Source organism: Albidovulum litorale, assembly GCF_025751495.1.
Lineage (GTDB): Bacteria > Pseudomonadota > Alphaproteobacteria > Rhodobacterales > Rhodobacteraceae > Albidovulum > Albidovulum litorale.
Window position 1 is genome coordinate 911,062 of the sequence record NZ_JAOWKZ010000001.1, and the last position, 20,661, is coordinate 931,722.

General features: G+C 61.3%; 22 protein-coding genes and 1 tRNA gene. 7 read left to right on the top strand and 16 right to left on the bottom strand.

The window, feature by feature from the left end:
* Nucleotides 1-5: 5 nt before the first annotated feature.
* From OEZ71_RS04630 to lpdA, 5 genes are all read left to right on the top strand, one after another.
* Nucleotides 6-2,972, top strand: coding sequence for a 2-oxoglutarate dehydrogenase E1 component (locus OEZ71_RS04630; protein ID WP_263738740.1), 2,967 nt, complete (start codon nucleotides 6-8; stop codon nucleotides 2,970-2,972).
* The gene (gene odhB, locus OEZ71_RS04635; RefSeq protein ID WP_263738741.1) at nucleotides 2,972-4,525 is read left to right on the top strand and encodes a 2-oxoglutarate dehydrogenase complex dihydrolipoyllysine-residue succinyltransferase; all 1,554 of its coding nucleotides are present in this window, start codon (nucleotides 2,972-2,974) and stop codon (nucleotides 4,523-4,525) included. The genes OEZ71_RS04630 and odhB overlap by 1 nt, the downstream gene beginning before the upstream one ends.
* Entirely contained in the window at nucleotides 4,525-4,890 is a 366-nt protein-coding gene (locus OEZ71_RS04640; protein WP_263738742.1) for a hypothetical protein, read from the top strand. Before odhB ends, OEZ71_RS04640 begins: the two co-directional genes overlap by 1 nt.
* A 17-nt stretch (nucleotides 4,891-4,907) precedes the next feature.
* A complete protein-coding gene (locus tag OEZ71_RS04645; protein WP_263738743.1) occupies nucleotides 4,908-5,303 on the top strand; it encodes an MAPEG family protein in 396 nt (131 codons plus the stop codon).
* Nucleotides 5,304-5,456: 153 nt separating this feature from the next.
* Entirely contained in the window at nucleotides 5,457-6,845 is a 1,389-nt protein-coding gene (lpdA, locus tag OEZ71_RS04650) for a dihydrolipoyl dehydrogenase (protein WP_263738744.1), read from the top strand.
* Between the two features lie 16 nt (nucleotides 6,846-6,861).
* Here lpdA and OEZ71_RS04655 read toward each other — a convergent pair whose 3' ends face one another.
* Both OEZ71_RS04655 and OEZ71_RS04660 read right to left on the bottom strand, forming a co-directional pair.
* The gene (locus OEZ71_RS04655) at nucleotides 6,862-7,512 is read right to left on the bottom strand and encodes a GntR family transcriptional regulator (RefSeq protein WP_263739006.1); all 651 of its coding nucleotides are present in this window, start codon (nucleotides 7,510-7,512) and stop codon (nucleotides 6,862-6,864) included.
* Between the two features lie 51 nt (nucleotides 7,513-7,563).
* A complete protein-coding gene (locus OEZ71_RS04660) occupies nucleotides 7,564-8,256 on the bottom strand; it encodes a M48 family metallopeptidase (protein ID WP_263738745.1) in 693 nt (230 codons plus the stop codon).
* Nucleotides 8,257-8,412: 156 nt separating this feature from the next.
* Between OEZ71_RS04660 and OEZ71_RS04665 the strand changes: the two genes are divergently transcribed.
* Together OEZ71_RS04665 and OEZ71_RS04670 are read left to right on the top strand one after the other, a co-directional pair.
* Nucleotides 8,413-8,742: a TIGR02300 family protein gene (locus OEZ71_RS04665; RefSeq protein WP_263738746.1), complete on the top strand. Its 330-nt coding sequence runs from the start codon at nucleotides 8,413-8,415 to the stop codon at nucleotides 8,740-8,742.
* A gap of 184 nt (nucleotides 8,743-8,926) precedes the next feature.
* Nucleotides 8,927-9,002: transfer RNA gene (locus tag OEZ71_RS04670), tRNA-Ala, on the top strand.
* A 357-nt stretch (nucleotides 9,003-9,359) separates the two neighbouring features.
* Here OEZ71_RS04670 and OEZ71_RS04675 read toward each other — a convergent pair.
* From OEZ71_RS04675 to OEZ71_RS04740, 14 genes are all read right to left on the bottom strand, one after another.
* Nucleotides 9,360-9,599 carry a hypothetical protein gene (locus OEZ71_RS04675; RefSeq protein ID WP_263738747.1) on the bottom strand — a complete coding sequence of 80 codons (240 nt, stop codon included), beginning with the start codon at nucleotides 9,597-9,599 and terminating at the stop codon, nucleotides 9,360-9,362.
* A gap of 179 nt (nucleotides 9,600-9,778) precedes the next feature.
* On the bottom strand, nucleotides 9,779-10,714 hold the full coding sequence (locus OEZ71_RS04680) for a polysaccharide lyase (RefSeq protein ID WP_263738748.1): 936 nt from the start codon (nucleotides 10,712-10,714) through the stop codon (nucleotides 9,779-9,781).
* A 411-nt stretch (nucleotides 10,715-11,125) separates the two neighbouring features.
* Nucleotides 11,126-12,004 carry an alpha/beta fold hydrolase gene (locus tag OEZ71_RS04685; RefSeq protein ID WP_263738749.1) on the bottom strand — a complete coding sequence of 293 codons (879 nt, stop codon included), beginning with the start codon at nucleotides 12,002-12,004 and terminating at the stop codon, nucleotides 11,126-11,128.
* Nucleotides 12,005-12,038: 34 nt separating this feature from the next.
* Nucleotides 12,039-12,272, bottom strand: coding sequence for a tautomerase family protein (locus OEZ71_RS04690; RefSeq protein ID WP_263738750.1), 234 nt, complete (start codon nucleotides 12,270-12,272; stop codon nucleotides 12,039-12,041).
* Nucleotides 12,273-12,542: 270 nt separating this feature from the next.
* Entirely contained in the window at nucleotides 12,543-12,968 is a 426-nt protein-coding gene (locus tag OEZ71_RS04695; protein ID WP_263738751.1) for a hypothetical protein, read from the bottom strand.
* A gap of 177 nt (nucleotides 12,969-13,145) precedes the next feature.
* Nucleotides 13,146-14,381, bottom strand: a complete 1,236-nt coding sequence (locus OEZ71_RS04700; protein ID WP_263738752.1) for a phage major capsid protein — start codon at nucleotides 14,379-14,381, stop codon at nucleotides 13,146-13,148.
* Nucleotides 14,382-14,556: 175 nt separating this feature from the next.
* Complete coding sequence (locus OEZ71_RS04705; protein WP_263738753.1) at nucleotides 14,557-14,790, bottom strand: hypothetical protein; 234 nt, start codon at nucleotides 14,788-14,790, stop codon at nucleotides 14,557-14,559.
* Between the two features lie 13 nt (nucleotides 14,791-14,803).
* Nucleotides 14,804-15,889 (bottom strand): bifunctional DNA primase/polymerase, encoded by a 1,086-nt coding sequence (locus OEZ71_RS04710; RefSeq protein ID WP_263738754.1) that lies wholly within the window; start codon nucleotides 15,887-15,889, stop codon nucleotides 14,804-14,806.
* Complete coding sequence (locus OEZ71_RS04715; RefSeq protein WP_263738755.1) at nucleotides 15,886-16,107, bottom strand: hypothetical protein; 222 nt, start codon at nucleotides 16,105-16,107, stop codon at nucleotides 15,886-15,888. Before OEZ71_RS04715 ends, OEZ71_RS04710 begins: the two co-directional genes overlap by 4 nt.
* 3 nt (nucleotides 16,108-16,110) lie before the next feature.
* Nucleotides 16,111-16,299, bottom strand: coding sequence for a helix-turn-helix transcriptional regulator (locus OEZ71_RS04720; RefSeq protein WP_263738756.1), 189 nt, complete (start codon nucleotides 16,297-16,299; stop codon nucleotides 16,111-16,113).
* A 75-nt stretch (nucleotides 16,300-16,374) separates the two neighbouring features.
* Nucleotides 16,375-17,043 (bottom strand): hypothetical protein, encoded by a 669-nt coding sequence (locus OEZ71_RS04725; protein WP_263738757.1) that lies wholly within the window; start codon nucleotides 17,041-17,043, stop codon nucleotides 16,375-16,377.
* Nucleotides 17,040-18,293: a tyrosine-type recombinase/integrase gene (locus OEZ71_RS04730; protein WP_263738758.1), complete on the bottom strand. Its 1,254-nt coding sequence runs from the start codon at nucleotides 18,291-18,293 to the stop codon at nucleotides 17,040-17,042. Before OEZ71_RS04730 ends, OEZ71_RS04725 begins: the two co-directional genes overlap by 4 nt.
* A 445-nt stretch (nucleotides 18,294-18,738) precedes the next feature.
* Nucleotides 18,739-19,128: a cupin domain-containing protein gene (locus OEZ71_RS04735; RefSeq protein WP_263738759.1), complete on the bottom strand. Its 390-nt coding sequence runs from the start codon at nucleotides 19,126-19,128 to the stop codon at nucleotides 18,739-18,741.
* A gap of 76 nt (nucleotides 19,129-19,204) precedes the next feature.
* A complete protein-coding gene (locus OEZ71_RS04740; RefSeq protein WP_263738760.1) occupies nucleotides 19,205-20,578 on the bottom strand; it encodes an NAD(P)-binding domain-containing protein in 1,374 nt (457 codons plus the stop codon).
* Nucleotides 20,579-20,661: the final 83 nt, after the last annotated feature.

Here is a 20,661-nt window from a genome sequence, read left to right on the forward strand (position 1 = left end):
ACCCCATGACCGACCAAAGCCCCAACGACCAGTTCCACGCCTCCTCGTTCCTCCAGGGCGCGAATGCCGAATATGTGGAGCAGCTTTATGCCCGCTTCGCCTCTGACCCGGGCGCGGTGGATGCGACTTGGGCGGCGTTCTTCCGTTCACTTGGCGATGCGGAAAACGATGTCCGGCGCGAGGCGAAGGGCGCCACCTGGGAGCGGCCCGACTGGCCGCCCATGCCCGCCGACGAACTGACCTCGGCACTCACCGGTGAATGGCCGATTGCCGCGCAGGAGATGAAGGGCGCGGGCGACAAGATCAAGGCCAAGGCCGCCGATATGGGCGTCGTCGTCAGCGACGATCAGGTCAAGCAGGCGGTGCTCGACTCCATCCGCGCGCTGATGATCATCCGCGCCTACCGCATCCGGGGCCACCTTGTTGCCGATCTCGACCCGCTCGGCATGCGCGCGGAAACCCCGCATCCGGAACTGGATCCGCGCTCCTACGGCTTCTCCGATGCCGACCTGGACCGGCCGATCTTCATCGACAAGGTTCTGGGCCTCGAACATGCGTCGATGCGCGAGATCATCGCCATCGTGAAGCGGACCTATTGCGGCACCTTCGCGCTTCAGTACATGCATATCTCGAATCCCGAGGAGGCCGGCTGGCTCAAGGAACGGATCGAGGGCTACGGCAAGGAAATCCAGTTCACCCGCGAGGGCCGCAAGGCGATCCTGAACAAGCTGGTGGAGGCCGAGGGCTTCGAGAAGTTCCTCCATGTCAAATACATGGGCACCAAGCGCTTCGGCCTCGATGGCGGCGAAGCGCTGATCCCCGCGATGGAACAGATCGTCAAGCGCGGCGGTGCCTTGGGCGTGCGGGATATCGTCATCGGCATGCCGCATCGCGGCCGGCTCTCGGTCCTCGCGAATGTGATGGGCAAACCCTACCGCGCCATCTTCAACGAGTTTCAGGGCGGCAGCTTCAAGCCCGAGGATGTGGATGGTTCGGGCGACGTGAAATACCACCTCGGCGCCTCGTCCGACCGCGAATTCGACGGCAACACCGTACACCTTTCGCTGACCGCGAACCCGAGCCATCTTGAGGCGGTGAACCCCGTCGTACTCGGCAAGGTCCGCGCCAAGCAGGCACAGGTGAACGACAGCGACCGCACAAGGGTTCTGCCGATCCTGCTGCACGGCGACGCGGCCTTTGCCGGTCAGGGCGTCGTGGCCGAATGTTTTGGCCTTTCCGGCCTTGCCGGGCACCGCACCGGCGGCACGATGCATATCGTGGTGAACAACCAGATCGGCTTCACCACCGCGCCGCATTTCTCGCGCTCCTCGCCCTATCCGACCGATATCGCGCTGATGGTGGAGGCGCCGATCTTCCACGTGAACGGCGACGACCCGGAGGCCGTCGTCCACGCCGCCAAGGTCGCGACCGAGTTCCGCCAGAAGTTCCACAAGGACGTCGTCATCGACATGTTCTGCTATCGCCGCTTCGGTCACAACGAAGGCGATGAGCCGATGTTCACCAATCCGCAGATGTACAAGCGGATCAAGACCCACAAGACCACGCTGCAGCTTTACACCGAGCGGCTGGTCAAGGACGGTCTGATCCCGGAAGGCGAGATTGAGGATATGAAGGCCGCCTTCCAGGCCCATCTGAACGAGGAGTTTGAGACCGGCAAGAACTTCAAGCCGAACAAGGCCGACTGGCTGGATGGCCGCTGGTCGCATCTCGACCGCGAGGGTGAGGAATATACGCCGGGCAAGACCGCGATCACCAAAAAGCTGATGACAGAGATCGGCACCGCGCTGACCCGCGTGCCCGACGGCTTCGACATCCACAAGACCGTGGCGCGCCAGCTGGAAAACAAGGCCGAGATGTTCAAATCCGGCAAGGGCTTCGACTGGGCGACGGGCGAGGCCTTGGCCTTCGGCTCGATTCTGACCGAGGGCTATCCGGTGCGACTGGCCGGGCAGGACTGCACCCGCGGCACGTTCAGCCAGCGCCATTCCGCCTTCATCGACCAGACGACCGAGGAACGGCACTATCCCCTGAACCACATCAAGGCAGGCCAGTCGCGGTACGAGGTGATCGACTCGATGCTCTCGGAATACGCGGTGCTCGGCTTCGAATACGGCTATTCTCTGGCCGAACCGAACGCGCTGGTGATGTGGGAGGCGCAGTTCGGCGACTTCGCCAACGGCGCCCAGATCATGTTCGACCAGTTCATCTCCTCGGGCGAATCGAAATGGCTGCGCATGTCGGGCCTCGTCTGCCTCCTGCCGCACGGGTTCGAAGGGCAAGGCCCGGAACACTCGTCGGCCCGGCTCGAACGCTTCCTGCAGCAATGCGCACAGGACAACTGGATCGTCGCCAACTGCTCGACGCCTGCGAACTACTTCCACATCCTGCGCCGTCAGCTGCACCGGACCTTCCGCAAGCCGCTGATCCTGATGACGCCGAAATCGCTTCTGCGCCATCCGATGTGCATCTCGGATGCCGAGGATTTCACCACCGGATCGACCTTCCACCGCGTCCTCTGGGACGACGCGCAGAAGGGCCATTCGGAGATGAATCTGAAAGCGGACGACAAGATCAGGCGCGTGGTGATGTGCTCGGGCAAGGTCTATTACGACCTTCTGGCCGAACGCGACGCACGCGGGCTCGATGACGTCTACCTCCTGCGCCTCGAACAGTTCTACCCGTTCCCGGCGCAGTCGGTGGTCAAGGAGCTTGGCCGCTTCAAGAACGCCGATGTGATCTGGTGCCAGGAAGAACCGAAGAACCAGGGCGCATGGACCTTCGTCGAACCTAATATCGAATGGGTCCTGACCCGGATCGGCGCCAAGGTCCAGCGGCCCCGCTATGCAGGCCGCGCGGCGACCGCCTCGCCCGCGACGGGCCTCGCATCGCGCCACAAGATGGAACAGGAGGCGCTCGTGAACGACGCCCTGACCGTAGGAGAGGCTGGCTGATGAGTATCGAAGTAAGGGTTCCGACGCTCGGCGAAAGCGTCTCGGAGGCGACCGTCGCCACCTGGTTCAAGAAACCGGGCGACGCGGTCAAGGCCGATGAGATGCTGTGCGAGCTGGAGACCGACAAGGTCACCGTCGAGGTGCCTGCGCCCGCCGCTGGCACGCTCGCCGAAATCGTCGCCAACGAAGGCGACACGGTCGGCGTAAACGCGCTGCTTGCACAGATCGCCGAATCCGGCGCCGCCCCGGCGCCCGCGAAACCCCAAAAAGGCGCCGACGCGCCGCAAGCCGAAGAGGGCAAGATGGCTGGGAAAAATGTTGATGTAATGGTGCCGACCCTCGGCGAAAGCGTGACCGAGGCGACCGTCTCCACCTGGTTCAAGAAGGTCGGCGACACCGTCGCGGTCGATGAGATGCTGTGCGAGCTGGAAACCGACAAGGTCTCGGTCGAGGTGCCCTCGCCCGTCGCCGGACGCCTCGCGGAAATCATCGCAGCCGAGGGATCCACGGTCGATGCCAAGGCCCGCCTCGCGGTGGTCGCCGAAGGCGCGGGCGGCGCGGCGTCGGGGCCAGAGGTCAAGGCCGAAAAGGCCGAGGCCGTCGATTCACCCGGCGCGGGGCCCGAGACGGTCACCGAACGCAAGGATGTCGAAGACGCGCCCTCGGCGAAAAAGGCCATGGCAGAGGCCGGGCTTTCCGCCGATCAGGTCACAGGCTCGGGCCGCGACGGCCGTGTCATGAAAGAGGACGTGGCCAAGGCCGCCGCAGGCGCCGCACAGGCCGCCCCCGCCGTCGCCTCGGCCGCCCCGGCCCCGGCAGCCGCCCCCCGCGCCCCGGTCCCGGCCGAGGATGCCGCGCGCGAGGAACGGGTGAAGATGACAAGGCTGAGGGCCACCATCGCCCGCCGCCTCAAGGACGCCCAGAACACCGCCGCGATGCTGACGACCTATAATGAGGTCGACATGTCCGCGGTCATGGACATCCGCAACACCTACAAGACCGATTTCGAGAAAAAGCACGGCGTCAAGATGGGCTTCATGGCCTTCTTCGTGAAGGCCTGCTGCCACGCACTGAAAGAGGTGCCCGAGGTCAATGCCGAAATCGACGGCGGCGACGTGGTCTACAAGAACTTCGTCCATATGGGCGTGGCCGTCGGCACGCCCACCGGCCTCGTCGTGCCGGTGGTGCGCGACGCCGACCAGATGTCCTTCGCGGCGATCGAGAAGAAGATCGGCGAACTTGGCCTCCGCGCCCGTGACGGCAAGCTTTCCATGGCCGAGATGCAGGGTGGCAGCTTCACCATCTCGAACGGCGGTGTCTACGGCAGCCTCATGTCCTCGCCGATCCTGAACCCGCCGCAGTCGGGCATCCTCGGCATGCACAAGATCCAGGACCGCCCGGTGGTCGTGAACGGCCAGATTGTCATCCGCCCGATGATGTATCTCGCCCTCAGCTACGACCACCGCATCGTCGACGGCAAAGGCGCGGTGACCTTCCTCGTCCGGGTCAAGGAAGCGCTGGAGGACCCGCGTCGGCTGCTGATGGATCTGTGATGAATCTCGCGCTGTTAACCCTGAAAGTTATGGTTTGGATCAGCGGTTTGGCTTTGGTCCTCTCGACGGCACTTCACGTTGCAGGGCAAGCAGGTTTGCGTGGCACCATTGTCGGGTTACTGGTTCAGACCGTGATCCTCCTTCTTGCTGGCTACTTTCTGCGTCGCGGAAGCAGAGCCGCAGCCATAATATTCGGCCTTTGGTGTGCGTTCCTGTTTATTGACGGCATTACCAGCGCACCGAGTCTGGTGGCTCTCATAAACTACGGGTTCGCTGTACTCGGCTTTGTTGGCCTTACCGGAATCGTGCGTTGGTTCCGTGCCCTACCTGCCGAAGGCGCGGCGGAGAAAGCGCCGTCTGCATAGATCGGAGAACTGCAACCATGTCCAGCGAACTGAACATCCTCGCACTTTACGGGCTCTACACCGCCCTCATCCTGATCCTGAAGGTCACGGGCGCCACCGGCCAGCTTGGCATGGGCTACCTCATGTCCGCCCGCGATGAGGCCCGAACGCTCACCGGCATCACCGCCCGCCTCGACCGGGCGCTTTCGAACTCGATCACCGCGATGGCGCTCTTCGCCCCCGCTATCCTGATCCTTGCCCTGAAGGACGGGTTCAGCGCCACCACGCTCACCGCCGCACAGGCCTTCCTGATCGCCCGCATCCTCTATGTGCCTTCCTACGGGCTCGGCATCACCGGCATCCGCACGCTTCTGTGGCTCATCGGCTTCGCCGCGACCGTGATCCTCTACATCATCGCGCTGATGGCCGCATGACTTCACCTGTTCAAAAATATCCTCGGGGGGGAGCGGCCGAATGGCCGCGTCGGGGGGCAGACAGCCCCCCGCGCCGCGCCCGGGCATCGTGCCATACGCTTGCCATACGTTTTGCCGACGTTTGGCCGACACCAAAAACCAAAGGAGTGACCCATGGCTGAGTTCGACGTGATCGTGATCGGCGCCGGCCCCGGCGGCTATGTCTGCGCCATCCGCTGCGCCCAGCTCGGGCTTAAAACCGCTGTTGTCGAGGGCCGTGAAACGCTTGGCGGCACCTGCCTCAATGTCGGCTGCATACCGTCGAAGGCGCTCCTTCATGCCAGCCACTGCTTGCACGATGCGGAGCATAATTTCGAGAAGATGGGGCTCAAGGTCGCGGCACCGAAAGTCGACTGGAAACAGATGCTTGCCTACAAGGACGAGGTCATCGGCCAGAACACCAAGGGCATCGAATTTCTGTTCAAAAAGAACAAGATAACCTGGCTGAAAGGCTGGGGCTCCATCCCTGCGGCGGGCAAGGTCAAGGTCGGCGATGAGGTGCATGAGGCCAAGAACATCGTCATCGCCACGGGCTCAGAGCCCTCCTCGCTGCCCGGCGTTACCGTCGATGAAAAAGTCGTCGTCACCTCCACCGGCGCGCTGGAGCTTGGCAAGATCCCGAAGGAAATGGTGGTCATCGGCGCGGGCGTGATCGGTCTGGAGCTTGGTTCCGTCTATGCCCGTCTCGGCACCAAGGTGACGGTCGTCGAATTCCTCGACGCGATTACGCCGGGCATGGACGGTGAGGTGCAGAAGACCTTCCAGAGATTGCTGAAAAGACAAGGGCTTACCTTCATCATGGGCGCCGCCGTGCAGGGTGCGGCCGTCAAGGGTGGCAAGGCAAAAGTCACCTACAAACTGCGCAAGGACGACAGCGAGGCGACGCTCGACGCCGACTGCGTTCTGGTCGCCACGGGGCGCAAACCCTATACCGACGGGCTCGGGCTGGAAGCGCTTGGGGTGGAGATGGAAAAGCGCGGCCAGATCAAGACCGACGACCACTGGCGGACCAATGTCAAAGGCCTCTACGCCATCGGCGATGCCATCGTGGGCCCGATGCTCGCCCACAAGGCCGAAGACGAGGGCATGGCGGTCGCCGAGGTCATCGCGGGCAAACACGGCCACGTTAACTACAACGTAATCCCCGGCGTGATATACACGGCCCCCGAGGTTGCCACGGTCGGCAAGACCGAGGAACAGCTGAAGGAAGAAGGCCGCGCCTACAAGGTCGGCAAGTTCGCCTTCATGGGCAATGGCCGCGCCAAGGCGGTGTTTCAGGGCGACGGTTTCGTGAAACTGCTCGCCGACAAGGAAACCGACCGCATCCTCGGCGCCCATATCATCGGGCCCGCGGCTGGTGATCTCATTCACGAGATCTGCGTCGGCATGGAATTCGGCGCCTCGGCCGAGGATATCGCGCTGACCTGCCACGCCCACCCAACCTTCTCGGAAGCGGTGCGCGAGGCGGCGCTCGCCTGCGGCGACGGCCCGATCCACAGCTAGGTAAGGAACAAGTCCCTCAACTGGTCAGGTGGCGCAGGCCCTGCGTCACGTCGGTCCGCACCGCCAGCCGCAAAGCCGGTTCATCGCCCGCCTTCAGCGCGGCGATGATCATGCGGTGGTGCTGGGGCGGCTCGGACCGGCTGAGACGCGAATAGAGCGCCCGCATCGTCGGGCCGAGCTGTAGCCAGACCGTTTCGGCAATCGCCAGCATGGCCGGGGCCTGGGCACGCAGGTAAAGCGTCCGGTGAAATTCCAGATTGGTGCGGATATAGGCCACCGGGTCGCGCTTCACGGCAGCTTCCGCATTGGCCATGTTGATCGCCTGCAACCGCTCGATCAGCGCCAGATGGGCGCGCGGCAGGGCGCGGCTTGCCAGTTCCGTCTCGATCAGCGCCCGAAGGCTTGCCAGTTCCTCGATCCGCTCGTTGCTCAGGTCGGGCGTCGTGACCCGGCCGGAGGAGGACAGGGTAAGTGCCCCTTCGGCGGCGAGTCGCCTCAGGGCCTCTCGGGCGGGTGTCATCGAGACGCCATAGCTTTTGGCCAGTCCGCGCAGCGTGAGCGCCCGCCCCGGTCCGATCTCGCCATGCATGATCTGTTGCCGCAGGGACCGGTAGAGTCGGTCGTGGGCAGCAAGTCCGGCATCGGCTGGGCGCGGGGGCGAAAGCATGGCGCCAGTGATCACGAAGCGGGCCCCTGCGTCAATCGCCGTTGAATGCGGTCAACCGCCAAAGTCCACGCGGTGCAGGGCTGGCCCATGGGTGCGCAGCCAGCGCCGGTGCCGGGCATAGTCTGGTATCAGACCCGCCACCACCGCCCAGAAATCGGGCGAATGGTTCATCTCAACCAGATGGGCGACCTCATGCGCTGCGACATAGTCGAGCACCTCTGGCGGCGCCATGATCAGCCGCCAGGAATACATCAATCGCCCGTCGACGGTGCAGGAGCCCCAGCGTGACCGGGTATCGCGCAGGGTAAGCCGGGTGAATCGGCGGCCGATCGCCGCCGCATGCGCCTCGCTCGCTGCCTGAAGCCGCTGCCGCGCAGCGAGTTTCAGGAAGGCCAGCACCCGTGGCGCCACATTGCTCAGACCTTCCGGCACCAGAATCGCATCGCCGTCAACCCGTACCGCCCGGACCGGCGCCCCGGCCACTGTCAATTGCCGCCCTTCAAAGGGCAGAAGCATACCCGGAGCCACTCGGAGCGTTTCCCCTGCGCCACGAACCGCCTGCCGCAGCCAGCCCTCCTTTTCGCGGGCAAATGCCAAGGCCTCGGCCTCGCGCGCCCGTGCCGGCATCGACAGCGTCACCCGGCCATCGAGCCGCGACACGCGGAGCGAAAACCGCCGCGCCCGGGCGGAGCGGCGCAGCGTGATCTCAAGGGGTGGGTCGCCGGGCAAACTGTGCTGGGTCATGGGTTCCTTCCATTACCCCAGATTACCGTGGCCACCGGCGGGGAAAAGGCCAAAGCGCGACGTCGCGCAAAATGCGGCCGAAAGCCTTTGACAGCCCCGCACACTTGTGGCAGTTGGCACCGACTCTCGAATAGACGTGCACGGAAGGAGTGTTCCATGCCCAAGGACGAATGGGGCGTCAAGCGCCTTTGCCCGCATTGCGCCAGCCGGTTCTACGACCTGCAGCGCGACCCGATGACCTGCCCGGAATGCGGTCACACCTTCACGGCTGAAAGCCTCGTCGCCGGTCGCGGCCGGACCCTGATCAGCGAAAAGGCGTCGCCGAAAACCGCTGATCTCGATACCGACGATCTGACCGATGATACGGATCTCGACGATGATGCCGGCGACTCGGATATCGATGACGATCTGCTGGAAGATGACGACGACGATGACGTGTCGCTCGACGACATCGCCGATGTCGCAGGCAAAGACGACGACAGCTGACCAAAGCAGGCGCCCGTCGCCTTCGTCACGCATTTCCACCGGGCGCGGCATTGCCGCGCCCGTTTCGTTTGCGCCTGTGGCCACTTGTCGGCAATCTGACGGACCTTGCGATTTTTCCCTTGCGCCGCCCCACCGCCTTGCCTATATCGCGCCTCACGCGGGCGGCAACGCCCGGACCTCCGGTGGGGCCATAGCTCAGTTGGGAGAGCGCTTGAATGGCATTCAAGAGGTCAGGGGTTCGACCCCCCTTGGCTCCACCAAACAAATCAAAGACTTGCAAGAGAAATGAACACGCCGCAGGGCGCGGTTTCTTTTCAGGGTAACGCTGAGGGTAACAAAAAAGGGCCGGAACCAACGTTTCCGACCCTAACCATTGCCGAGCAAGAATGCGCGTCACGCGGTGCGTTTGGCCTGTTCAAGCCGTTCCACCTCGTTGAGAATTTCCCCGCCAATTCTTCGGCGGCTTCCAGAACCCACGTCACGCCGTTGCCGTCCTTGTACAGACCGGACGTATCGTTCTCCTGCGCAAGGATGGACGCGCGGATCAGAGGCCGCCGCAGGGGCCGCAGAAGCGCCGCCAGAGCCACCACCAGAACCGCCGATAGCCTTTTCCGCCTTCATGCCCGCCCCAAGGATGGACAGGGCCGCAGGCAGCTTCTGCCATAAGGGCAGCCGGGGATCGCAAGGATTTGGCTATACGCCCTCCAAGCGTTCACCAATGCTTCGGCGGCGGCGAACTTCTCGCCGATCTTGGCCATCTTCTCGTTACCGCCCTGCAACGCCGCCGCCATGCCGCCCAGGAACGCCACTGTGCGTTGCATGCTATCAACGTACCATAAGGCATCAATCCCGGCCATGAGCTCGGATTGCTGCAGTGGTGCGTCTCAGAGGCGCTGGGCGGGGTCATTGGAGTAACATAAGTCGCCTCCTTGCCAATGTCTGCTAAGCGGACGAAGCGGTCGCTCAGAATAATGCGAAACCGCACTGGAGGTTCGCGTTTCCTAGCAAAAGCCGACAAGCTTCCAAGTGTTCCGATTCAGCGGGTGAGGCCATCCGTGAACTCGTTTGCCACCTGGCGCTCCGTCCCTTGGATGTTCTGAAAGCCGAGACGCGGCGGATTCGACAACAACACGTCGCAGTTCAACAGTCCAAGTCCATCACAAGATTTGGCCCTGACAATCCCGGCATAATAGATATCCGCGACGCCCGGGTCTCCGTTCATATGGTGACGGTATGGGCCGAACTTGAACTGCACAGCCTCCGCTTGCCGAAGCGAGTCGCCTGAAAACCCATAGATCGGACGTCCGTCGATCCAGAGATTGAAGAAGCCTGTGCCGTCTGCGACCCATTTCATGTGCGCCACAACTTGCACCCATCGGTTGGTGAATCGCGACTGGGCTCCTAGGCTGGCGACGATGTTTGTTCGATCGCAGACTGCTGTCTGGCCGCCGTCCACATTTCTGTAGGTGCCACATTTCCAACGACTGTCGAGACTTTCCTTTATTCGGAAGCGCCCCTTGGAGAACTCTAGCTCGACGGTTGGGACTGATCCCCTGAACATAACATGCTTGAAATCCATCGCGCTCAACGTGTGGTTCGAGACGGTGCGAACGCTTGAGGGGAGCAGAAAAGATGTGGAATACCAGTATTCGCGTCCGGGCTTCATTTGTGCTCGTGCAGTTTCCCTAAACTGGAGCCGCTGTGCATGACCTGGCTGTCCTCGACCTAGACGATACCAATCCAAGTTACCGCCCTGCCAGGCATAATCGAGCCGCAGCCTCACAGCCTTTCTTCCACCAATCTGGACCAGCTTGATCGCCTCTTTGTTCCGCACATTCACCTCGGACGACGACTCAAACGCGCTCTTTGCCTCTCCACCGAGAACGGAGCGGACAGACTGCGCATCGGCTCGACCTGAAAGGCCGAAGATCGGCCCAAGGCACGCGAAGAATACAAACAGGAACAGTCTCATGGCAAAGCCTCTCTCAAATGGCGCTCGCTGACGAGCAACTCTGCCTGCGAGTGCGGTAAAGTCAATGTTCGTGAGTTGTCACACCAATTCGATCTGATATCTGCATGGGCTGTACGGCTGCCCACTACCCGGCGCATAAACTGGGTTACTTGGAAAGTGCAGCAGCGACGCTGAGCTCGAAATCGTACCGAGCGTCGAGATGGTGTTCTTTGCAAAAGTGGGCTCGAATGGAAGCGCTTCCAATGCGTCCGCTTCGGGCTCAGAGTCGCCCTTCGCTGCTGTCCATCCGCCTTGTCCGCTCTGCGGGACTGAGCCGCCATTTGGAAACTTTCCGCCAAAGATCAACTTTACCTCAGAGCCAGAGTTCGCACATGACGCTGTAAAGGACCGCATTCTGTCCGGTCCGGATTATCAGGTTAGTGTGCCGCTATCAGTGAGACTCTGCAAGAAATCGAATACGACGGAATTGTATGTCTCTGGCACCTCCCGCTGAGGGAAATGCCCAGAATTCTCGAACAAGTGGTAGGTGGCGTTGGGCCAGAATTGGCACTCGGCATGAATTACTTTCGGTGGGATAAACCTGTCTTCTGCCGACGCCATTATCAAGGCAGGAATGTCAATCGAGGCAATCTCTGCGGGCGTCAAACCGGACGTGGCGTAGGCGACTAGGGCATCGACCATCCTTTGGGCTGCCGAAAATTCGATCCTTTCTTCAATGGCTTGAAGGAGTGAAGGAAGTCGATCCCGGTTTCGGCTCAGCCAGTGATCTGACATGATCGTGGGCATGATCACCGTGTAGAGCGTCTCGAAATCCGACGTCTCAAGAATTCTCTTCCAGCCAAGGTACATCTGCCTGAACCTTTCGGACCCAAGCAGTTGGGTTGCATTGATACACAGCGCCCGCACTGACCCCGGATATCTCTTCGCCAGAGTAACGGCTGCCATGCCGCCATGGCAGGCACCCAGGACCGATGCCGATGTCAGTCCCAAATGATCCAGAAGGTCCTTTGCGTCCCGGGCATGGAGGTCATAGCTGTACTCTCCTACCCATTTTTCGGACTGCCCTATGCCTCGATGATCGAGGCGAATGCACGTAAAGTGTTCAGCAAAATCGCGAACCTGCGCATTCCAGCTGGTGGTATCACTCCAGATCCCGCTCAACATCATCAGCGCCGGCCCGTCACCGTCGATCCGATAGAACAGAGTCACTCCGTCGCTCGTTTTGAAGTTCATGCCAGAGTGCGCCGGGTGCGAGATCATGGGGGAAATGTTCCCATCCACGGGGTTCATTCTCGAAAATTCTAGGATTGTCGCTTACTGCCTGTCAACGTTCGTACGAGATCGGCACCGCCCGCACCGATTTAACATCGTCGTCTGACTTGTCGATCATGTCGTCGCCTGCAAGCCAGTGACCCTGAACAAAATCCTCAAACAAGATGTTGATATATGAGGGATCTGCAGCGCAATGGCGTATCAACGCTTCGGCTATATCCTTGGCCAAGGCCTTTTTCTGTTCCTGGCTGCGTCCAGCCAGCATTGCGATTCGAACGATAGGCATCAGGAATTCTCCTCAAGCATCAGGGGCCCCAAATCCAGCGTCACAGGTATCAGAAAGGCCGCTTTCAAACAAATTCCGCCAAATTCGCATGCGGCTACCATGTCCGCCGTACGAACCTTCGATCAAGGCGCGGCGCAGGCCTACATTCCGCCCGTCCTGACTTACCTGCCGCACGCGCGGCTTGGTCGGCTTCGGGCTCTTCGCGGTCATTGAGCGCAGCAGTTAGCAAGCGAAAGTCGTCCGCATGTCCTAAATCTAAGGGCGGCAAACTCACCAATTAGTTATGTCCCAAGGTTTCGGCCCTTCCGGCTTTTGACTACCGGCAGCGCGCGGGCTGTATCTGGATTGCGGCGTCAGTCGCAGGCTCGTGGCCAGCGTCTTGATCACCTGTGAAATCTGATTGTGTGCCTTGATCAGCTTCATGTGCCGATCAACGTCGTATTCACCCTCTTCCTCTGCCTGCACGATCAACATGCCGATGCGGCGCGCCGAGACGGTCGCCCGGCAATAGGCCGCGAGAACCGGAGCCGATCCCGGCGTGAACCAGTCGGCAGGCAGGCTTTCCACGATGCCTTTCCAGACTTCGGATTCCTCGTCGCGAAGGTCGCAAGCCGCGTCCTGGCGCGCGACGATGCCTACCACACCCATCGGTGCAACCGCAGTTTCCGCCGCCGATTTCGGTCCTCTAGTGCCCATTACAATTTCCACGTTTGTTGCAGTTTCTGACAAGCGATGCCCCCACGCGGTTCCGGCTCCCCCGGTCGGGAGAGATTTGACCCACCCCTCCCCGTAGGGTGGGCAAGGCGAGCACCGACACCCGCCTTGCCCGATCCGAGCATCAAGGAGCTTCGGGGAAATGCCCGGACCATTCGCTTAGCTCGTTGCGCACTTGATGGCGCGGATCGCGTTTTCATCATATGTGCAGCCGCCGATCCTATAGCGCAGATAGACGCGCACCTGCCCTGGCGTGGTGTAGGGGTCGGGTGTCGCCGCAAGCTGCGTGCGCTGCGCGATGACGTATCCACGGTTGAAGTCGCCGAACATGATCGGAAGGCCGTTGGTTCCGATGTCGGGCATACTTTCCGCGATAGCGACACGATGGCCGAGAAGCGTGGACGGTTGCCCGGCCGCAATGCCATCGGCCCACAAATAATCCCCGCTGCCGTTCTTCAGCTTGCGGACAAACGCTGCCGTCGCCGAGTTCATCACCCATGCGGCGTTGGTGCGGTAACTGGCTTTCAAATCGTAATAGGTGTCGATCAAAAGATCAGCAGGTGAAGTGCCGAGAGTACTGGCCGCGCCCGACGGGAGGTACTTGAGCGCATCAGCCGTCCGCGACCCGTCCGCGCCGCTTTCCGGTGCGACATTAAACAAACCGGTCGGCTTATCGGTGCCATTGCCCGAGATGATCGCCGCCATTTCGGCTTCACCCATCGCGCGACCGGCTTCGTCTGCGAACCATTGCGCAATGTCGATTGCCGAGTCCTGAGCGAGTTCTTCGGTCATGGAGACCAACGCATAGGCGCTGCCGAAGGTCGGAACCTTGGACGCCAGCGTCGGCTCGGTTGTTGCGCTGCGTGTGCCGCCCTCGCCGACCCAGCCCGAGGTTGCATCTGCCTCACTAATCGGGAACTTCACGTCGCCGGTCGTGACATTGACCACCCGAGCCAAGCTGCGGAACGGGTTTACATCGCGCGCCCGCGACATGATCGGTGTCGAGATCATTTCCGGAACCACAAACCCACCCGCTGCGCCGGTCAGGCCCGAAGCTAGACGCTGCTCGACTTTCGTCAGATCAGCTCGCGTGTGTTCCGATTTCGGGCTGCGGAGCCAACTGGCAAATGCACGAGTGTGGTCGTCTTCGTTGGACCCGCTATCGACGCCGTACCCCGTCGCGTTCGCTCCACGGGCGACTTGCGGCGCTTTGAAGCCGCTGCGAAGATCAACGATCTTGTCGTCAATCGCTTCGACTTCTTCCATGAGCTGATCGTACTTCGCCTCGATTCGCTCGGCCATCTCCTCCGGCGTGTCTCGGGTGATGTCGTTGATCTTGGCCCGAGCCTGCTTAAGCAGTTGGGCCTTCCGCTTTTCAAGTTCTTCGATGGTCATTTTCTGTCCTTCGCTCGATAGGTCGCGCGGAGAAGGCGCAACCCGGTTGATTGGGTTTTGCTTTCTCCTGCGCGCCTTGCGGGGCGAAGGGTGTGCTCTGCGTTTGGCAGAGCGCCCAGTGTAGAGTTGGCCGGGCAAATCGCACCAATATGTTATCACATTACACTCCATGCGGTCAACACCGGCCCGCCTCTCCGCTGCGAACCATTTCCCGCGCCGCCAGTCGGGCAATCGCGCGCTTCAAGCCTTCGACGCCTTCGATGTCGACGTGCAATTGAATTGCCGCCGTCAAGAAAGCCGCGCTGAAAAACCGCAGATCGCCCTCGTCGGCTTCAAGGTCCGCGACCGCCTGCCCGAGAAAGTCACGAACGCGCTTCATTTCGGTTTCCATGATTTCCGCGTCGGTCATTGGTCGTTCTCCTTTACTGAATGAGTTCGCCCACACCCCCAGCAAAGGGGGGGGAGGGTGTATCTTGATTGTTCCCAGAATTGGGAAGTCTGCCTGCGAGGCGATAAAGGCCCGCTTTCCGTCTGATGCGGCTCGGTTCCGCAAGTTCTTCGAGGAAGCCGCGCTCCAAGAGAACGTCGCGCGCGCTTTCGATCCGATGGCGTGACCAAGGCGGGCTTCCGGCTTCGCTCATGGCCCGGGGAGCAATCGCGAACGACTGCCTGCCCGAATGCCAGCGCACCAGCATCTGATAGAGTGTGAACGCTTCAGGCCGATCAATCAGCGCGTCCATAATCCTGTCTCCTTCTGTGAGTTGCGGTTTCGCGAGGCCGACGAAGTTCCGGCCCGCGATCTGGTAGCTCCAGGCCGACCGCGCGCAGCGTTCAATCTCTGCCGTCGGTAGAGGCTCGGGAAAAGCGCTGGCCCAAGTTGCGGCCACGTCCAGAAGCGCCTCCACGTCGTCACAGAAGCGCGCCTGCACCATGCATTGACGCCAGAGGCTCGTATTCCTGCCGCCCAGCGTCACCGCCTCGGGAAGCTGCGAGAATGCGGCGTCCAGCGCCCCGCGCCGGATCATCGGAAGGCGGTCAACGTCGCAGATGCCGCCCGTCAGGAAGGCGTAGGCCGCGCCCAAGTCCTCGCGCCACGAAGGCGGCGCAATGGTGAAGCCATCGCCGAGAATGTCGATTGGTTGCCCCGAGAAGGGTCGAATATGGCGGCGCTCCCCGTCATGGCGGAACCAAAGCTTAGCCTTGCCGCTCGCCGTGCGGATCGTGATCGGTGTTTCCCCGAACCGCGCGACCGCAAGTGCAAGCCAAGCCTCGCCAACGCCGTCAATGTCGATTTCCGTGATCCGGGAAGGCTTGCCCATGACGATGCCGAGACCATCGGCGGCACCGAGCTTTTCAATCGTTGACCACGCCCGCGTCCGTACCGTCGTCGCTTGACGCCACCCCTTCACGGCAGGGCGCTTGGCCCGCGTGTTGACGGGGAACGCTGGCAAGCCTGCGTCGGCGTAGGCCGTCGCGTGTTCCCTGAATATGCCGAGACCGGGCGTCACTTGCGCCCCCCGGAGTGCTCTTGCTTATGATGCTTGCGGCACAGAAACCGGACCGTCAGAGGCCGGTCGTAATCCGGGTGGTGCGCGTCGGTTTCCGGGTCGCCGCAGACCTCGCAGGGCTTCCGTTCAATCAAGCCGCGATTGATCGCCGAGCGTGTCGCAGCGTGCGCCCAATCGGCCTTCGGATTACGTTCGCGCCACTTCTGTTGCGGCGTCATGGCCTAGGCCGCCTCAGCTTGGGCGTTGAGCCACGCGATTACATCGGCCTTACGCCAATAACGCCGATTTCGGAGGTATGTCGGTTTAGGGAATTTTAGGCTTTCGTCGTGAAGCCAGCGCCACAGCGTCATGTCGGAGACATCGCCGCAAAGCTCGCGCACTACCGATGCCGTAATACGTTCCTCGCCCATGTTCTTAACCTTTTCGCCAGAGTTAAAGCCCGTGCGCCAAGGTTAGAGGGTCGGAATCGGGTAGTTCGCGGCGTCCTACCCGCCTTTCTTTGGGTTCGTCAGTGCATTTTTAATCGTGCCGTCGCTGACATTGTAGGTCACCGAAAGTGTGCGACGGATCGCTGCCCAGCTCAAATTAGGGTTTCGGCGGTGAATATCATTCGCTTCAGTCTGGGCTTTGTCGCCGTAAATGGCCTTGAAGCTACTTGCCGTCTTCTCGGCGTTTCCCCTTACACCAGACGCAATTTGCCGCCCGCCCACATCAGCCTTGCGCAAATGGGCATGGCGGGTTTCCACCATTTCAAGCCACGATCCAAGGGCCATGCCCTGATAGAATATCGCTTCCGGGTCTCCGGACTTGATGGCGTTCTCAGCGCAGACTGCGCGAAAGAACGCTCGTGACAGCATGTGCGCCTCGGATAGCGGTTCAGTTGCATTTTCGATGTACGCGAAGCCTGCGGAAACCGAAATTGGCGGCACGGCAGGGCCATCCAAGTAAGACCAAGAGCCATCCGAAGAAACTTCTAGCGTTCGTCCGGGATCGGGCCAGCCTAGCGCCATCAGTTTGGTGGAGATCGCCTGTTTGATCGCAGCAACCCGATCTTTTGCGGAAAGTGGCAACTCTCGGTCCTTTGCCATTTCAGACGGCGACCGGATGCGCTCCACCCAGCGGTGCATTGCATCCTTCACGATTTTCTCCTTCATCGGCCCGCCTCCATCCGCACCACATTGTCGCCGCTACCCTCGACCAGCGAGACGACGAACCGTGCCCACGCCTCTAACGCCCTTCGCTTCTCGTCGGCGTAATCAAAGCGGTTGTAGACCCCGGCAACGCCGCGACGGGTTCCGCTGCGATGGTTAAGCACCGCCTCGACAACATGCGGAGGAAAGCCAAGCCCCGCCATGCCTGTTGCCGCAGTTCGGCGCAGATCGTGGAGAGTGAAGGGCGGCAACTCGATTTCTTCGGGCTGACCCTCGCTGGCGATTTCCACCATCAGCCGGTCAAGCCTCCCCTTGGCCCGTGTGAAGCCCGATACGGGCCGCGCACCTGTTGTGGTAAAGATCAGGCCGGCCTTGCCGCTGATACGCTCCACGCCCGCCAGAACGTCACGCACGGCCTGTGACAGAGGCACCCTATGCTCGTCGTCATTCTTGGCGCGTTCGGCGGGAATAACCCATTCCTCACCCGAGATTTCGCGCTCCGTCATTTCGCCAACTTCCCCGCGCCGCTGGCCCGTCAGCAACAGGAGTTTGAACAACGGCCCGAACGGCTGGCCGAGTTTGTCGCAGGCCTTCCAGAACAATCGGATTTCATCGTCGCCTAGAACGCGTGTCCTCGCCTTCTCCGGTGAAGGTGGTTTGATCCCGTCCAGCGGGTTGGCCTGCACAATGTCCCTGCCCTTCGCCCAGTTGAAAAGTGTGTTCAGATGCGCCCGCAGCCGGTTTGCGCTCACGGGGCTGCCCCGGTCCACAACCCCGTCCAGCACGTCGATAACGTCACGCTTCGTAATCTCGCCAATCTTGCGCTCGCCCCATTGTGGGATCACTTCGCGCCGAAACATCGCGGCAACGTCGTCGGCGCGCCGGTTCCGCGAGGCATGGCGTTTCAGGAATAACGCGACCACGTTCGCGAACTTGTCGCGCTCGTCCAGTTGGGCCTCTTTGCGGGCCGCTTTTGTCGCCATCTTCTCGGTCGCCGGGTCGTCGCCGCGTTCGATCTTTTCGAGTGCGTCAGCCGCCGCAGCGCGGGCATCGGCCACGCCCATCAGGGGCCAACGACCGAGCGTGAGCTTGGAAGGCTTGCCCCCGAAACGATACCGCAGCGCCCAGGATTTCACGCCGCTTGGCTGGACAACGAGATAGAGGCCGGACAATCCCGCGTCGGGGATTTCCTGCCGTTTTTCGGGGTCGGGCTTGATTGCCTCGATACCCCGTGTCGTGAATGCCTTTGCCATTGCTCCCCCAGTCAAAAGGTCCTCCGGGGTAACACTGGGGTAACATATTCGAGAGATAGTAAGCGTTACCCCGTGTTACTAACAGAACATAACATGGGACGTATTATTCTTTATTTCAAGTGGTTTCCACCCTATCTGGTGTTTTGATTTGTTAGGCCACTTTAGGGGTGTTCCTTTCAATGGCATTCAAGAGGTCAGGGGTTCGACTCCCCTTGGCTCCACCAAATCCTAAGTTCAACAGGTTAGCTTAACACTGTAACCGGTGTGACACCTCGGCCGATCATGCACTAGCACTCAAACCGGACCACACTTGTGGACCGCATCTGCATGGTGCTGCTACCGCCGCCCGGCACCGGATAACGCTCCACCCCAGGCGACAGGGCCGGCAGGCCCGGCGTGACCACGCCCGCCCGCTCATAGGGCCGCTCGATGACAAACCGATCGTTCACGACAACGGCTCCAGTTCCCCGATCCCGACCCGCTCGGTCCGGCCCCAATGCGTCACCAGCAGCTTGCAGCCCGTCGGCGAAAGCGAACTGTGCGCGGTCCCAGATGCCAGACGGACAAAATCCCCCGCGCGGCAAACCTGGCCGTCGAAATCAATCAGCTCACCTTCGAGCACGTAAAACTCCTCCGCCCCCCGATGCCGGTGCGGCATGCTGCTTGCCCCCGGCGCCATAACCATCAGGTAACTCCCCGTCCCGCTCTCCGCATCAAACGAGATGTTGTGCCACAATATCGCACCTTCGCTGTCCCCAAAGGTCGTCAGCGGACTGAACTGCGCCGTGTCAAAGCGGGTGAGACTGCGGCGGGAAGGTTTGGGGCGCGCGGGCATGACATGATTTCCCTTTACCGCGGCCGCATCTGCGCGGCCACGGAAACAGACAGTGGGTAAAACAGCGTCAGGCCGCTCAGGCCGTCTTGGCGACAGCCGCGTTTACTTCGTTCTGCAGATAGGACTCCATCGAATCGTCCAGTGCATCCTTCCATGGTGTATGATGCAAAGGCGCCATCGTGCCCGTGATGACGGATCTGTAGCTGTTGTTGCGGAAGCCCATAATGTCCTGCTTCTTGTGGTCTTTCCACTCGAAGAAGGCCTGGCAGGCGCCTTCGACATCGAAGCTTGGATAATCTGTCTCGGCGATCAGTTCCTTCACGTAGTCGCCCTGATAGTGGATCGCGTCATGTGCATCTTTGCCGGCATCCTCGTCGGCCACCCGCTTCTCGACATCGGCCAGAAGCGTGGCCTTGTCGGCAGGCACTTCGATCCTGCCAAGGATCACGTCGCGAACCCACCAGGCCTGCGCGTCGAACATGTTGAAGGTGAACCACTGGTCCTGCATCCCGAGATAGAAGAGCTTCGGGTTATGGACCCAGACGACGCCCTTGTAGAGATCGGCCGTCGCCAGCCGGTTCGCGGTCTTCAACCGAAGATCGTCGGGCAGGAAGGGGAAGTGGTGCTTGTAACCGGTGCAGAGAATGATCGCGTCGAAATCGCCTGTCGTCCCGTCCTTGAACGTGGCAGTCCGACCCTCGACCTTCACCAGCGCGGGCACTTCTTTCCAGTTCGACGGCCATTTGAAGCCCATCGGCGCGGTGCGGTGGGCGACTGTCACTGACTTGCAGCCGTATTTCCAGCATTGCGAGCCGATGTCCTCGGCCGAATACGAGGTGCCGAGGATCAGGATATCCTTGTCGATGAATTCCCGAGCGTCGCGGAAGTCATGCGCATGGAGGATGCGACCGTTGAAAGTATCAAAGCCCGGATAATAGGGGACGTTCGGGGTTGAGAAATGGCCAGAAGCCACGATGACATTGTCGAACTCTTCCGAATAGACGTGATCGTTCACCAGATCGTGGACGGTGACGGTGAACTTCTTCGTCGCCTCGTCGTAGGTGACGTTGCGCACGGTGGTTGAGAAGCGGATCCAGTCGCGGACGCCCGCCTTCTTCACGCGGCCTTCGATGTAGTCGAACAGCACCGCGCGCGGCGGGTAAGAGGCGATCTGTTTGCCAAAATGCTCTTCGAAGGAATAGTCGGCGAATTCCAGCCCCTCCTTGGGACCGTTCGACCAGAGGTAGCGGTACATGGAGCCGTGAACCGGCTCCCCGTGCTCGTCGACACCGGTACGCCAGGTGTAGTTCCAGAGCCCGCCCCAGTTCGCCTGCTTCTCGAAACAGACCAGTTCCGGGATATCCTCGCCCTTCTTCGCTGCGGACTGGAAGGCCCGCAATTGCGCCAGACCGGATGGACCGGCACCGATGATCGCCACGCGTTTCGTCATTTTGACCTCCTGCTGGTTTGAACCAGTTTCCATTTTTTGGTGCTTTTGGTTTGGACCAGATTGGCGAACCGGTCACATCCCTG